This is a genomic window from Acidaminobacter sp. (assembly GCF_030247605.1).
In the GTDB taxonomy this organism is placed as follows: Bacteria; Bacillota; Clostridia; order Peptostreptococcales; family Acidaminobacteraceae; genus Acidaminobacter.
The window spans coordinates 1-14769 of record NZ_JAOTSB010000036.1 but is presented as its reverse complement, the minus strand read 5'-3'; the positions used below and the strand labels follow the sequence as shown (position 1 = coordinate 14769).

General features: G+C 45.0%; 18 protein-coding genes. 1 reads left to right on the top strand and 17 read right to left on the bottom strand.

Annotated elements, in window-relative coordinates; genetic code table 11:
- Positions 1–8: 8 nt before the first annotated feature.
- The 15 genes from OEL90_RS13240 to OEL90_RS13170 all read right to left on the bottom strand — a co-directional run bounded on the left by OEL90_RS13240 (position 9) and on the right by OEL90_RS13170 (position 12436).
- Entirely contained in the window at positions 9–416 is a 408-nt protein-coding gene (locus tag OEL90_RS13240; protein WP_291402863.1) for a molybdenum cofactor biosynthesis protein MoaE, read from the bottom strand.
- A 434-nt stretch (positions 417–850) separates the two neighbouring features.
- Complete coding sequence (locus OEL90_RS13235) at positions 851–2251, bottom strand: APC family permease (protein WP_291402864.1); 1401 nt, start codon at positions 2249–2251, stop codon at positions 851–853.
- Positions 2252–2393: 142 nt separating this feature from the next.
- A complete protein-coding gene (locus tag OEL90_RS13230) occupies positions 2394–2687 on the bottom strand; it encodes a hypothetical protein (protein WP_291402865.1) in 294 nt (97 codons plus the stop codon).
- Positions 2688–2777: 90 nt separating this feature from the next.
- On the bottom strand, positions 2778–3062 hold the full coding sequence (locus OEL90_RS13225) for a hypothetical protein (protein WP_291402867.1): 285 nt from the start codon (positions 3060–3062) through the stop codon (positions 2778–2780).
- A 242-nt stretch (positions 3063–3304) separates the two neighbouring features.
- Positions 3305–3877 carry an ANTAR domain-containing response regulator gene (locus OEL90_RS13220; protein WP_291402869.1) on the bottom strand — a complete coding sequence of 191 codons (573 nt, stop codon included), beginning with the start codon at positions 3875–3877 and terminating at the stop codon, positions 3305–3307.
- A gap of 73 nt (positions 3878–3950) precedes the next feature.
- The gene (locus OEL90_RS13215; protein ID WP_300689310.1) at positions 3951–5186 is read right to left on the bottom strand and encodes a sensor histidine kinase; all 1236 of its coding nucleotides are present in this window, start codon (positions 5184–5186) and stop codon (positions 3951–3953) included.
- Between the two features lie 25 nt (positions 5187–5211).
- On the bottom strand, positions 5212–6627 hold the full coding sequence (locus OEL90_RS13210; RefSeq protein ID WP_300689307.1) for an amino acid permease: 1416 nt from the start codon (positions 6625–6627) through the stop codon (positions 5212–5214).
- 13 nt (positions 6628–6640) lie between these two features.
- Positions 6641–7363: a lysoplasmalogenase family protein gene (locus OEL90_RS13205; protein ID WP_300689304.1), complete on the bottom strand. Its 723-nt coding sequence runs from the start codon at positions 7361–7363 to the stop codon at positions 6641–6643.
- A gap of 84 nt (positions 7364–7447) precedes the next feature.
- On the bottom strand, positions 7448–7900 hold the full coding sequence (locus OEL90_RS13200; RefSeq protein WP_291402876.1) for a helix-turn-helix transcriptional regulator: 453 nt from the start codon (positions 7898–7900) through the stop codon (positions 7448–7450).
- Positions 7901–8113: 213 nt separating this feature from the next.
- A complete protein-coding gene (locus OEL90_RS13195) occupies positions 8114–8836 on the bottom strand; it encodes an SIMPL domain-containing protein (RefSeq protein ID WP_300689300.1) in 723 nt (240 codons plus the stop codon).
- Between the two features lie 64 nt (positions 8837–8900).
- Complete coding sequence (locus OEL90_RS13190; protein WP_291402880.1) at positions 8901–9182, bottom strand: GNAT family N-acetyltransferase; 282 nt, start codon at positions 9180–9182, stop codon at positions 8901–8903.
- A 92-nt stretch (positions 9183–9274) separates the two neighbouring features.
- Positions 9275–9922 carry a tetratricopeptide repeat protein gene (locus OEL90_RS13185; protein ID WP_300689293.1) on the bottom strand — a complete coding sequence of 216 codons (648 nt, stop codon included), beginning with the start codon at positions 9920–9922 and terminating at the stop codon, positions 9275–9277.
- Positions 9923–9949: 27 nt separating this feature from the next.
- Entirely contained in the window at positions 9950–10957 is a 1008-nt protein-coding gene (locus OEL90_RS13180) for a hypothetical protein (protein WP_300689290.1), read from the bottom strand.
- A 19-nt stretch (positions 10958–10976) separates the two neighbouring features.
- Positions 10977–11606, bottom strand: a complete 630-nt coding sequence (locus tag OEL90_RS13175) for a metallophosphoesterase (RefSeq protein ID WP_300689288.1) — start codon at positions 11604–11606, stop codon at positions 10977–10979.
- Positions 11607–11677: 71 nt separating this feature from the next.
- A complete protein-coding gene (locus OEL90_RS13170; protein ID WP_291402887.1) occupies positions 11678–12436 on the bottom strand; it encodes a type II toxin-antitoxin system Phd/YefM family antitoxin in 759 nt (252 codons plus the stop codon).
- Between the two features lie 291 nt (positions 12437–12727).
- Between OEL90_RS13170 and OEL90_RS13165 the strand changes: the two genes are divergently transcribed.
- The gene (locus tag OEL90_RS13165) at positions 12728–13099 is read left to right on the top strand and encodes a hypothetical protein (protein ID WP_291402888.1); all 372 of its coding nucleotides are present in this window, start codon (positions 12728–12730) and stop codon (positions 13097–13099) included.
- Positions 13100–13230: 131 nt separating this feature from the next.
- Here OEL90_RS13165 and OEL90_RS13160 read toward each other — a convergent pair whose 3' ends face one another.
- Both OEL90_RS13160 and OEL90_RS13155 read right to left on the bottom strand, forming a co-directional pair.
- The gene (locus OEL90_RS13160) at positions 13231–14355 is read right to left on the bottom strand and encodes a radical SAM protein (protein WP_300689284.1); all 1125 of its coding nucleotides are present in this window, start codon (positions 14353–14355) and stop codon (positions 13231–13233) included.
- 229 nt (positions 14356–14584) lie between these two features.
- The coding region (locus OEL90_RS13155; protein ID WP_300689281.1) for a zinc ribbon domain-containing protein at positions 14585–14769 on the bottom strand (185 nt) is incomplete at its 5' end.

Sequence of the window (14769 nt, the reverse complement as noted above, 5' to 3'; positions counted from 1 at the left end):
ATGTTTCCCTATGCCCTTTGCTCAATCTCGGTGACACATTCCGTTTTGATTTTCTCCACCAGGAACTGAAGACCATCAATGACATTCGGTCGAATATCGCCGCCAATCAAGACAAACATGATGTCATCCCCTACCTCAAGCTGCCCTTCATTCAGCCACACCTTGATATAATAGATCCCATCAAGTTGACGCGCTTCTTCGATGGCTGCCTCCACTTTGTCCGCATCATAGGAAAAAGTCATTCCCTTGACTTCAGTTCCATCATCTATGCCTTGCCGGACCAAAGCCTTGGGCGTTTCTCTGACGACCCCGTTGTGTACTAAAAACATCCCGACACGGGAAGCGTTTGGATCCATCTTAGCTTCTTTTAGCCACAGCTCCATGGATGGGGATGGTTTTTTGTTAGTCAGTTTCATGGTTTACACTCCTTTGAGTTTGAGGGACATATTCTAATAATTGCTTCACGATTTCGAAATTAGTACAACTTACTTAGATAAACCAAGTTATTTGTATTGTAACAAACATTGATTCCATGTCAACGAATGAAGAGAATGATTTGATGATGCGAGCAACTTTTTAATGAGTGTCAGACACTCACTTGAACTGAGTGTCAGACACTCACTTGAACTTAGTGTCAGACACTCACTTGAACTTAGTGTCAGACACTCACTTGATCTTGGTGTCTGACACTCAGTTGAACTCGGTGTCTGACACTCAGTTGATCTTGGTGTCAGACACGGTAACATTTCTGTAATATTAGCATAACGACAGAAGACCATGAGCAAAGATTTAAAGTCTCTGCCGATGGTCTCCTCAACTCACTTGACCTCTATAACACAACCGAATTTCATCAATACCCCTTCGGACGCGGCCAGTAAGACGCCCCATGAGCTATAAACCTCGACATATCCAGGGATCTCGACCTGTGCAGCACAAACCACAGTGAGGCCAGAAGATAAAACGCAAAGCCCGCCAGGAGATTGGTCCAATATCCAAAATACATGCCAAAGAGAGTTGCTGCTGACAGGACAATGACAATCAGCGCTGGGAACGGATGCCAAGGGGCTATGTAGCCGCGGTCAATAGAGCCAATAGGATACATGCGTCTGAATTTGAACATCATGTAGGCGGTCAGCAGGTAAACGAGGAGTGCTGAAAGGATTGAAAACGTGATAACTTGATCCAGCAGTCCCGTGAATCCGAAGGCTATGGAAATTGGCATCAGAAAAACAATGGCGCGGTAAGGCGTTTTGTATTTGGGATGAATCGCCGAGAAGGCTTCCGGAATGAGGGTGTCCCGCGACATGGAATACCATGCCCGGCTTGAGTCTGCGATACATCCATTGGCGCTGGCCAGGCACGCGAGAATGGTACCAACAAAGAGAAGCTGAATGACAATAGGCTTTCCGGTCGCCACTGCGGCATCGAAAAGCGGGTAGGTCGAAACGCCCAGCAGATCCGCAGGAACCAGGCCCGAGCTGACAAACCAAGTGATGGTAGCGCCAATGATCAGCGTCAGGAGACCAACCACAGCGCCTACTGGAAGCGAACGGCCCGTTGAACGGCATTCTTCCGCAGCCAGGGCAGTGCCTTCAATGCCAAGATAAAACCAGCAGCCAAACTGAAAGGCCCCCAGAATCCCAATCCAGCCATACGGCAGCCCATTGGTCATTTCACTAAGCTTAATCATGCTTTCTGAAGGCGAGTAAAATTTGGTGCTGAAGAGCAAAATTATAATCGTAATAAATGCGACGCCTGTCAGAACGATATTGAGATTGAGTGTGGCATGGACACCACGGTAATTGAGCCAGGTTAAAAACAGAATGCTGAGGATAATATAAGGCAGCGCCTGTATGTCCGGGCTGATCGTCTTGAGAATCTCGCCAACCACCAGGGAATCCGCAGCGGCGAGCATGACGTACTCGAAGACGAGCATCATTCCAATATTAAATGCAGCCAGCGGCCCCAGCAGGTATTTGGCCATGGAATACTGACCGCCGGCTTCCGGCATAACGGATCCCATTTCCGTGTTGAACATGATCAGAGAAATATAGAGTATGCCAATCACCCAGCAAGCTATAATCGAGCCCAATGATCCACCTTTGGCAATTGTAAAGTTCCAGCCCATGAATTGACCCACAAGAACAATGCCTACCCCGAGTGCCCAAATATGCATCGGGCCCAACACCTTGGACAGGTGAGAGCTCGAGGAAGCTTCCTTCGACGCGTTCAGATCAGGTAAATGATCCATTTCAGTTCCACCTTTCAGCTAATTAGTCTTCTTTCTTGATGCGGCCAAGCTCTACACGAATAAAATCTGAAAAGATCAGGTAAGCAAGTACTGCCGATAGTCCCCAGGCCACATAGTTCATCACGCTCCAAAAACTCATTATCTACGCCTCCTTGACTTCTATGCTGATCGTTTCCGCGTCACTATACAAACTGTGAATCATGGATTTTAACTCTTTGTCAGACTGGTACAGGATATAAATCAGATAAACAAATAAACTCGTGATGACTATGCCAAGGGTCTTGAAGTTAATGGCATAACTGAGCTCACCACTTGTATTTCCAGACATCAGCATAGCCGTCAATAATGTAGCGAAGCAAAGGATCATAATAAACATTGAGTCCGCGAGTTCAATCCATAAATTCTTCTTCCCTTTTTTCTTTTCACTGTGCACCATAGTTTCACCCTTTCCCGAATCCTCAACTGATGAATGTTGCAATTGACGACAACGCGGCATTTCAAAATTTGCCCTGTAAGATGTCTGGTTTTAGTTTTTCATAGTACCAGTCTTCTCATCTTCATAAGACAAAAGTTCCTGAACATAAATCTGCCGCTGATTTTTTCTCAGATGAATCAAAACGGCTACTGACGACGCTGTCCCAAAAGCAATGATCAATCCCGCGGCTGCAATAATTACACCTCTTACAGCGTGATCAGACGCCAAGGTCAAGACGTTGAAAGTAATGTAGATGAGAAGCAGACAAAATAATGCCAGAAAAACAATCATGGTAATGCAGTCCGTCGAATAGAGCTTTTGTATCTTTTTTTCCAAAGCTTACACCTCCTTAGATTTAAACTGCCGGGTTGGTTACTTGAAGCGACGGCACGCCAAACGAGAATAATTCAACAAAATTCCAAAAACAAAAAATGAGGCATCAAGCCATCATAAAAATGATGGTTTGAAAGCCTCATTGCTTTCGAAATCCGAATGCGCCGTTGCATTCGTCGTTTTCAGTTGTCATTATATTATCAGACTATTTCGTGAACGTCAAGAACCACAAAGTCCACATTGTCTTACCCCATGGCAATAATAATGGCCTCTGCGATTTCCTTCATGGTTTTTCTCTGGTCCATGCTCATAGTCCTGATCTTCTTAAACGCCGCCTCTTCATCCAGGTTATAGTGCTGCTGCAGAATGCCCTTTGCTTTCTCAATCTGCTTCCTCGAATGAAGCGCCTCATTCAAAGTGTCCACTTCCTGAGCCAAAAGGCTGAACTCCTCGTAACGGGAAACCGCAATATAGCAGGCAGGAATGAGATTTTGTTTATTGATTGGCTTGACGAGATAGGCAAGCACACCCGCCTCTCTAGCCTCTTCCACCAGCTGTTTCTGGCTGTAGGCGGTTAAAAGCATGACCGGCGCAATTTTCTCCTGATTGAGCAGTTTGGCGGCTTCTATTCCATTCATACCTGGCATTTTTATATCCATCAGGATCAGATCCGGTTTCAGCTTCCTGGCAAGCTCCACTGCGGTTTGACCATCTCCGCATTCGCCGATGGTTTTTATCTTAGCCTCCGCGAGCATCTCACGCAGATCCTTTCGCGTCACCGGCTCATCTTCAGCAATTATGACTCTTAATGACTTCACTCGAAACACCCCGCCCATAGATCATACTTTCAAGATAACACACTTTCAAACCATATGTTGCAAAGCTTTTCAATTAAGACTTGAGCGGAAACCGGATGACCGAAGTCGTTCCGTTGATTTGCCCATTAATCACAAAAGTGCCTTTCAGCTTTTCTACTGTAATCATTTCAATGATTTCAAGACCAAGGCTGTTTCTGTTTTTCTTTCCACCAAAACCAATCCCGTTATCCGAGATGGTGATCACCGCTTCACCTTCCACCTCACTAATATCGACCTTGATAACACCCTTCTTTCGCATTTGAAAAGCATGCTCAACAGAATTTTGAATCAGCTCCGTAATGCAAAGGGACAGACTGCTCGCCTTGTCAGCATCCTGATAAATCTCTGAGCCGCTCAGCTCACCTGTAATATTTTTTCCGGGAGGCACCATGCTTGAAAGCACCATTTCCATAATGTTCGCGGTCGCCGACTTGATATTGATCTTATCAATGCCGCCCCTGGAAAGCTCCTCGTGGATCAAAGCGATGCTGGAGATGCGGTTGATGCTCTCATTGAAGGCATTTTCCACTTTCTTGGAATTGACCCGCCGCATCTGAAGCCGCAGCAGACTCGCTATGGTCTGAAGATTATTTTTAACCCGGTGATGGATTTCCTTAATCACGGCAGACTTTGGATCCTGCGCGTTATCGGAAAGGATCACGAAATGCATGAGCCCCTCTTCGACACTTCGAATGGGAATTTTCACGGCGAGCATATGACACTGATGAATTTCGAGTTCCGTAACCTGAAGGGTCCCTTCACTTGACGACACCGGATTGTCGAAGGTCTGATCCATTAAATCCCGAAAAAGTTCAGGCGAAATGCGCGCCACTTCCGTCATTGTGCCATTCATCCAGACGACTTCGCCATGAGTATCCAGCAAACACTGGGCGCTTGGGATCAACGCATCCGGGTTTTCATTCAGCCTCAGCCGTGCGGCCTGATCCAGGTGAGCCAAAAAATCCGACCTGTTGAATAGACCTTCTCTTTCCACCACGGAGAAGGTCCCGATGGATGCCCCATTCATCACAACGGTTAAGTCATAACCGTTTTTTTCATCCAGGCAGTCTGCTTCCAGCTGAGAATCAGTAGGATGATCCGGAGCGGAAGATGCCTCGAGAGAGGTGGAGGAGAGAACCATCGGCAAAGCGCCCTCAATCACTAAACGCATCGATTTAAAGCAGCTTAAAAGAGGGTGCCACCCATCCCTGATCAGGCGGGCTGCGTCCTCACACAGCTGTCTGGATACTTCATATGTAGTGGGTCTCATGAAAGTCACCCCTGCCTTTCCTGCGTCAATGAATTTTGATCATACTGCTTTGGGCTTCCCTCTCCTCCGGAGCGTCAAGGGCTATGTATTTCCTGCCAACTAAAAAATAGTACAACACAGCGCCGCCCAAAAAAATGCCGACAAATTTAACACTGTCCGGCGTACGCAGGCTAATAAAGGTCAAAGCGCTGAAAATGAGCGCTGAAAAAATAACCAGAGCAGCGGCCTTGACCTTGGTCGTCCAGCCTGGTGATGCCTTGCGCGCTGACAACTTGATTTTCAGATAAGACAAAATAACCAGCAGGTACATCAGAAGCGCGGAAAAACCAGCGGCAAACACCAGGATTCTAGCCGTGCCAAACTGAGCCAGTAATATGCCGATGGTCCCAGGCAGGATAATGGCAAGATAAGGCGTCTTTGTGACCGGATGAATGCGGCTCATGATTTTAGGCAGATACCCCGCCCGCGAAAGGGCGAAGCTCTGTCTGGAAAACCCGTTGATCATGCCGTGTAAGCTCGCCAGGAGGCTGCTGAGCGCAAGGGTCGTAAAGATGACCAGCCACTTGCCGCCATTTGGATTGACCAGATGCATTGCACTGGACAGCGGATAGTCGTTCATCAAGAGATCATGCCAATCCACAGTCGCCAGACAGAAAATCAGAACACCGAAATTAAGCACCGCCACTGTTATAATGCTGGTTCCAAAGCCAATGCGCATATCCGTCTTGGGGTTGACGGTTTCCTCAGCCGCCAGCGCAATCCCCTCGAAGCAAAGATAGAACCAAAGCGCGTACGGAATTGCTATGACGATGCCTTTCGCCCCGCTGACGAAAGGCTCAATGTCAAACGTCCTGGAGAGGTTCACCGCGTCCGCTGTTCCAATAAAGAACATGATGAGCGCCCCAATCGCCACACTGGTGATGATCAGCTGAAAATTCGCCGATTGTTTGATGCCAATGACGTCAATCATGAGGAACAACACATAGACACCCAGCGCGACGTACATCTTTGGAATGGAGGGGTAGACCCAGGAGACATAGGAGGCAATGGAGATAGTTACGGCGGCAGAGGCGCAGATGAACTCTGCAATCGTCAGAACCCCGGTCAGATATCCCCCAAGCTTCCCCAGCCCCTTTCTGACATAGGCATAAGGTCCGCCGGCATAAGGGTATAATCCCGAAAGCTCAGAAAAGATAATGGCGAGGACAAAATAAAAGCCGGTGACCACAAGTGTTGTAATAAAAAATCCCAGTGAACCGGACAGTTCCAGGCCATAGTTCCATCCAAAAAATGTGCCGGCTATGACCGTACCTACGCCAATCCCCCACAAATGAATCCCAGATAGGATTCGCTTCAAGCCAAATTTCTTTCGGTAATCATCGATTTGTTTTTTAGTTATTAGAATATCGTCCTCAAAATCGTCATCTTGATCAAGGGGCATTGTTTTCACCTGCTTACCTGGTTGTATACTTATCTTTGACTGTCAGAGATGTCTCGGCAGTGATCATGAGTAATAGGGTCCAACCGAGCATGTAAGTGCCCCAGATTAGATTTTCCTTCCACAGCAGGAACTGCTTAAAATAAGGGTGGAAAATGGAGAAAGCAACGACCATGTCGCTTAAAAACAAAACTGTGCCGGCAGCGGCAATCATCCAGGCAGCATTTTTTTGAAAATAGCCGCGGTAGATCGTCGATACCATGGTCATCCCTGTATAGCATAACACAATACCCAAAACAACCGCTGCCCAAAACATGAAACCCACTGCGTATTCCACGAGCAAAAACAAGATGATCCCGAAGGTGATGACAAAAGGAACCACTGTGACGATTTCTTTTTTCCCGATTCTAAAATTTCTTTGAAATGCGGCTATTAGAAACAGATAAGCCGCAATGAAGCCAATCATACCATAAAGCTCACGATTAGGAAGATCCGGATCTGTCACTCTTAGGAACACAAAGAAGTAATCTGATAGGATGGTGCACAGAAAGGCCAGGATGAGGATCCTTTGTTCCCAGTATTTTTTGCTTAGCACTATGACAGTCAAAAACATGGCAATCCGTACGCCAAATTTCAGATAGAGTGCAGGACTTTCGAGAGAAAACAAAGTTGTGAAAAGGAGAATCATTAGTGTCAAAATCAGATATGTAGCGAGAATAATACGATTAGTGTTACTCAAGGGGTCATCGCCTCCAAATGTCAATAAAAGGTTTAGTTAATGGGTGCCTGTCATTTCACCTTCTTATTTGAAGTTTGGTTAAAATCACGACTTTTGAATTTCATCCATAACCGCGCGTGTATCTTCCAAACTAAATGACGCAAATAGTCTTCGATTTTCCTGATCTAAAATCCTGTAGTGATGAGATATTAAATTCTGCTGGATCCTATAGCCATCAGTCTCTTGAACGGTCTTCCACCACACTCTTCCGCCCCAGGTTCTCGGGTAGTCGACTTCCAAGTCTTTGAATGCCACTGAAATAATCATGCCAGAAATATCACCTCCAAGAGCGTCACGCAGAAGTGTACTGTCTGAGAAAATGCTGGCCAATGTCACTGACCCTGTCCAGCCCAGACTCTTTCTGCCTTTCTCAATCTCGATCAGCGTCTTCTTTGAGATCCCAAGAATGACCGCCATTTTATCTTGTGTCAGCCCATATTCCGTTCTAATCAGTTTCATTTTTTCGTCCATGAGCTTTATAAATGTGGTTTTATCCATAAACATTACCCCACAATTCATATTTTGGTTATAGTGTAATTTTACACCTTTTGCCTCTTTTTTTCAATAATAATGCGAATAATTAGGACGACAAAGACTAAGTCCGGATTGGCAAGGTATGACACCTATGGTACCGAAAATATTTCCACGACTAAAATAAAAAATAAGGTCAATTGGCACCTTATACACCAATTGACCTTATTTCATACTCTTCTAATCCTCAATTTCAAAACTCGCTGTCACAATAGCTGTGATGGCTTTTTCTATAGACGATGTGTCATTGATCCCATAGTCCGACACTTCAGTTGAGTTAGCCGGTGTGATCTGCATGACGCCCATCTTTGCAGAGCGCAGCTTTCCAATGTTGCCGCCTGTATTCAACGCAATCTGCTCCGCCCTGGCTTTGGCGTCTTTCGTCGCTTCTGCCAGCATGCTCACCTTTAAATCCGCGATCTTGGTATAGAAATATTGGGGCTGCCAGGATTGAAATTCAATGCCTTCATTAATGAGCTCTGTAACTTCTCTGGAAACTCTGGTCAACTTATCGAGCTCTGTGGAGCTGATTTCCACCCGCATTTCCAGTCGATAGGCCATCACATTCATGGTATACATACCGCTCGGTGTCACTTCGTAAATTGGGTTCGTGGAGATGGAGGAGAAAATCATCTGTTCTTCCGGAATGCCTTTGGATGACAAAAATGCTTTTACCTTTTCCTGGTCCGCATTCAACTTTGCGTAAGCTTCTTTAAGACTCGCTGACTGAGCGCTGAAGCTGCCGGTCCAAACCATGAGGTCTGAAGTAATCTGCTGTCTGGCAGATCCGGAAACAGTGATAAAATTCGTTCCTTTGATCTCCACCAAACTGTCCGCGACTTTATAAGTACTTGCCACAATGCCCCCCATGACAATTAAAGCTGCGAGTAAAATAGTCAACATTCGTTTATTTTCCAAGTGCCCTCACTCACCTTTCAATTTTACAAAAAACGCTAATGCAGCCGAATTATTCTCTAAAAATCAGATCATGATACTCACTGTTCTTTTCCATCTGCGCTTTGGCATAGGAACAAACTGGCGTAATTTTCAAATTTTCATCCCTTGCCCAGTCCGTCAGCGCTTTCAGCAGCAGCTTTCCAACGCCTTGGCCGTTGAGCGCTTCAGAAACATAGGTGTGATCAATTGTAATCCGTTTCTCTCCTGAAGGCACATAGGTCATAGTCGCTGACCATTGATCTTCGGATTCACCAATATAGAAGCTGTGGGCACCTTGTTTTACTTCATGCATACTGTCGCACCTCCGTTGTTTTCGAATTTCCAATTCAATTTTATCACACTTCCTTTATCAAAGCCTAAATAAAGAGATGTTTTTGCCGATGGTTATTTTTCCTCAAATGACTGCCCCCACGCCTGGTATAAAAATCTCCAATAGGTAATATGATCTGACCACGCTTTCGGCAAATTTCCTTTCAGTACCCCAATGCGGCTATTAGCCTCATTAACTTGTGCCTCATTCAACAATTCCAGCGCTTGATCCCGGAACACTTCAGCAGAACGAAAACGAATGGTTGAACAGTGCACAGCCATGGTCCCCCAGATAAAAGCCTCGACAGGATTCACATTTACACCAGTCCCGTTTAAGTAATAACCGGCCAAATTGCACTGAGCCCCCGGATTGCCGTGTTCCGAGGCTTTAAGCCACCACTTGACTGCTTTTTCAGGATTATTTTCGCAAGCATTGTGTTTTGGATGCACGATTGCATAAAAGTTGCCAATACCACATTCTGCACTCGGGTAACCTTGTTCCGCAGCACTCATATAGCAGTTGAAGGATTCAACATAATCTCTGCGTACGCCCATGTGGTCAAAATAGGCAATTCCGAGTGCGCAGAAGGCTGGCGCATAACTATTTTCAGCTAGTTTCTTAATAGTTTTGATGCCCTTGGCATAATTTCGCTCCTCCGAACTTCCGTAAAACAAAGGATACACGGCGGCAAACGCCATTCTTTCTGCCTCTGTTCCCCACATTTCGCATGCCCCCTTCTGCGAATGTACCTATTTTCTCGTACCAAGAATTTTTTGCTCCAAAACCGCCAGCTCAGCTTTGGTTTTTTGATCCAAACGCCCGTATACTTCAGAACGGGCTTTAAGCGATTCCGTTTCTCTGTTTATGTTTGTTTTATTTTGCAGCGCCTCTCTCCAATAGACCTTTTTGTTTTTTATGTATAGGTCATAATCGACGATTCGCTCACCATCTGAAAGATGCTCCAGACCCAGAAGGATTTGTTTAAAGACCTTCGGTTCAACGAAGGTCAAAAAGTGCACACTATAGACTTCCACGGGAAAGAGAAATTTGGGGTAGTCCTTTGACCAGCTCTCGCCGATCACGATTCCCAATTCAAGAGAATCCAACACTTCCATTAACCGCTGATAGTGAAGCTGAAAGGCACCATACACGTCGTAAATCCGGATTTCAAATTCATGCCATTCTTTATTGTCCATACTGCTGTTCAAATATCTAAAAGCGTCCATTGTCAGATCTCGGTGAAGTGTCGCGTAATCTTGGTCCAGCCTCAAAAAATAGTGATACATATCGCTGAACTTTGCACTTCTGCTGAGCGGTTTGTCCGTTAATCCAATAATGGTGGAGGCCGCACAGCCACTTTCGACACAATAATTGAAGGACCCTATCTTACCGCCAAAATCCTTTTGAATATTGAGCAGCATTTTTTCCATATCACCTATGGCTCTCATTAAGATGGTCTGAGGCGCTGGCCTGATCGCCTGAATCAAAGTGGCGTTCTCGTTCTGAATTAATTGACACAGAACATGCGCGACATCCTTTCTAATCAGCAATGTATCTTTCACGTCGCTTTTGTTTACACTTGGTTTCAAGTCAGAAAACAAATAAATTATTGTATTAAACTCATCCGACCTGTCAAAGACGACGTCCACATCCAAAATTTCAGCCTGAAATTTTTCGATTAAAAAATTTATGAATTCAAACCGCTTTGTAGTGCCTATATACAGCATACGCGGTCCATTTCTCAGCAGGGATACCATTTTTTCACCTCCAACTCAGTTATAGACGCATTCTCTTGCGATTCAATCTCGCGCTGTCAGTGCCACCGGGATACATGATCTCAAAAACTTCACCGGTGGATAGATCGATTAGATGCATTGCTTCGATACCATTTAAGAAATAAACTTCGTTCGTCCTTTGACTCTTGAGTGATAAGTCATGACCGTAAAGATAGAAGTCAGACCTTTTTGATTTTGACGATCCAAGTGCCGCTTCATGATAATGGGCACACGAAATTCTTATGCCCTGAAAATTTTCTGTGATTGCGTCTTCATAAAATTCAGCGCGTCCGGCGTATCTTCTGACAAGTTCGAGATTATCATGATTACCAAGGGTAAAAATTACTTTTTCAGCAGCACTCTGATTCACGATCTGCATGAGTTTAACCAGCGCGCTCTCATAATTTCTCAGCAAACTCGGGCGAAGCTGAAGCTTCAAATCATCTGCGAGATCCCCGGTATGGACGATGCAATTCGGTTTCAAAATGCCCAGGAGGCGGTTTAATTCAGGGTAAAAGGAGGTCGGTGTATCAGAAATATGAAGGATCGTTGGACCTTTTGCCCGCAGGACTGCTTCATCCAAAATCACACGTCCCAACATCTTCCAAAGCATTTTCTTGATCGTATTCATCACAGCCCTCCCAACGTGGACCCGCGATTCAGTTCTGCTGATCACTACATTATTTTACCCATTAATCGTTGTTAAAAAACCTCCGCCAAAGGCGCTTCAAGCCCCTCGAACACCTGAGACGCCGCGACTTCATCCGCTTTATAACTGATAAATTCTTCGACATCCAGGTTATTAAAGCCATAGATCATAATAGTCTTTCGAACAGGATCTACCAGCCAGTATTCCTTAACACCTGAAAGCATATAGGTATTCAGTTTTTTGACCATGTCCTTGGACCGGGTACTTGGAGAAAGAATTTCAACCACCAATGCAGGTGTCCCCATATAGCGGCCTTTTTCGTTAAGCTTTTCCTCAATATCACAAGCTATGAGGAGGTCCGGCTGGCACACATCCGGATCTTTGATTTCAGGCTTGAAAAAATGAACATCAAAGGGTGCATAGACGACTCTGCACTTATTTCCACGTAAAAATTGACTAAATAGGATATGCAAACGTCCTGAAATTTCCTGATGTTCAAAATTCGGTGAGCCCATCAACACAATTTCCCCGTCAATGAACTCCATCCTCAGTTCGCTCTTTTCATAGATCTCCATGAATTCCTCATAGGAAACCTTTTTACCCCCATATTGGTAGTCCAGCACCTGTTCTTTCAACTGCATCAAGTTATACCGGTCATAGTCAGACAGGTAGGGTGTCATTCGAACCGCTTTTTCCCCATTCTTTGTTATAACGACCTCGTTGTTCTCATTGACATAATCCAGGTATTTTCCCAAATTCTTTTTGAATTCCGTCGCAGTTATGGTTTTGCTGTAGACATTATTTTCACTCATAACATCACCTCGTACGATTTATAAAGTTAATCGTACGATTATTATATCATATCGCACTTCGATCGCAACCGAATCGCTCGAAATTTTCCGATTCACTCCGGCTGACGGACAGCCAAATAAAAATCAGGGTGGTTGTCAGCTTGTGTCCATAAGCAAAATTTAATGTTTTGCAGTCCTTGCTTTTATACCTCGAACCATCATATAATGTTAATGTTCGTAACGAAAAAAACACATGCCTTTTATGCTGTTTTCGATTACAATATGAGTAACATAACAACTAGGAGGTCACAAATGGATTCAACGACAATTTGGATTATTGTAGGTAGTATTGTTATTGGTGCAGTTATTGGCGCTGTAGTGTACTACCGCAAAAAGACCAAGGAAATGCATGAAATGTTCAGACACGTCCAGGAAACCGTCAAACAGGTGCCAAAGCAGAAAAAGCAAAGCTTCATTCTGTTCATGTTTAAGGAAAGTGTCAGAGCAGCCAAATCGAAAACCACGGTCAACCAAGGCCGTTTCAACGACCCAAGAATCCTTGAAGCTCAACTGATCCAAATGTCCGGCATTCTCAAAGACCGCTCCAAGGTCAGCGACAAGAAGATGAAGCAAGCCCTTCAAATGTACGACAGCTACATCAATTGGGAAAAAAAAATTTCCTAGACTAAACGCTTCATCAATCCAAATATAAAAACCTGAACCGCTCGAGAGAATTTGAGCGATTCAGGTTTTTTCTTTTGAACTTAAGTTTTTTCAGGAAATGTTTCAGCCCATTGAACCGGATGTGCTGACGCCTAAAAAACGATCTCCCCCGGTCCATATCCGGCAGGCAGCGGCTCTTCGGTTAGGAACTCAAAGCTTTCATCCCGCAGGATCGGTAAAAACACTTCATACGGAATCCGCGCGAATTCACAGGCATAATTGCTGGCGCCAAACCACTTGCCCTCTTTAGCGCTCAAATTCAAGCCTCTGGCAAATTTCGTGAAGTTCGAGCAATCGTGAACAGCCAGGTCCCAATTTTCTTCACTGGCAATTTTCATGAACCTCAGCGTGAGTTCCCTGCTCCAAACCGGCGATATATAGCCGTGTCGGGAGATATACATGTTTTCCCCGTTATAATTGTCAATATTGTTCTCATTCAAATGCAGCTCCGCGCAGTTGATGAAATCCAGGCCGGTCCCTAAGATTGCCTGCTTCTTCTTTAAAAAGGCATCGAAAAACTCCGGTGTCATAGGGGTTTCAACGCCTACGTTTTTAATGTATTTTTTCGCCAGCCCAATAGCTTCAATGACTTTATCCGAGCAGTGGGTCGCACCCAGGTTGAAACGGATCTCATCCAGACCGGCTTCCCCCAGCGCTTTCAAATTTTCCTCCGTACACAGGGTCCCATTGGTATACAAATGCTGATGAACCCCAGCCGCCCTAAATTTCTCAACCACCGGATAATATTTCTCAATTTCCATGAACGGCTCCAAATAGACGTAGGAAATCCCCGTTGGCTTTTGCTGGATGGACAAGAGCAGGTCCAGATCCTTCTCGTAGAACTTGGTGCCGCCAATCTCCCACAGGCCTTCGCCGACCGGCGGGATGTCATCGAGCTCGCCGTAGTTGTAACAAAACTTGCACACGATATTGCATTTGTTCGTTTTTCTGATGGCGCTGAGCCCGGTTCCCAGGAGGCACGAGCGGCAGCCATCCGGAAATTTGCTGTCACTCCCCACGTAAAAGGTTCTATTCTCCAAAGTCTTCAAGTTCTTGATGTCCGCCATCAACGCATCCATTTTGTGATCGACCGCAGCCTCAATTTGCGCAAAGGTCGCGTAAATAATTTCTTGCTGTTTGGTCATAATTTCCTCATCTTCAGGCAAAATCGAAAAGAACTCGAACCAGTGCAGCGCGTCTTTTTTTGATATTTTCAAAATAACCTCTCCTCAAAAGCGCCGTGACGCTTAAATAACCATCGGCAAAAGCCTTAGAGCTCTGCCGATGGTCTTGTTAACTCTCTTCGTAACGCCTCTATATAACAATTATAATCATGATACAATAAAGTGTCGATACATTCACTATATACCGCTGTTGTCATATTGAACCTCCCATGACTCAAGTCACGGGATTCCTAAGAACACCGTTCTAACGAACAGTTTTTTATTAGGCTATCCCCGCCGCACCAGCGGTTAGAAGCCTTAGGGCTTCATTCTTAATATTTATGCTTGCGTTAAGATCTCTGTCATGGATTGCACCACATTCCGGACAAATCCAATTTCTAACAGCCAGATTCTTAACGTCTTTATTCTTGTATCCGCAATTTGAGCACAATTGGCTTGAAGGAAAGC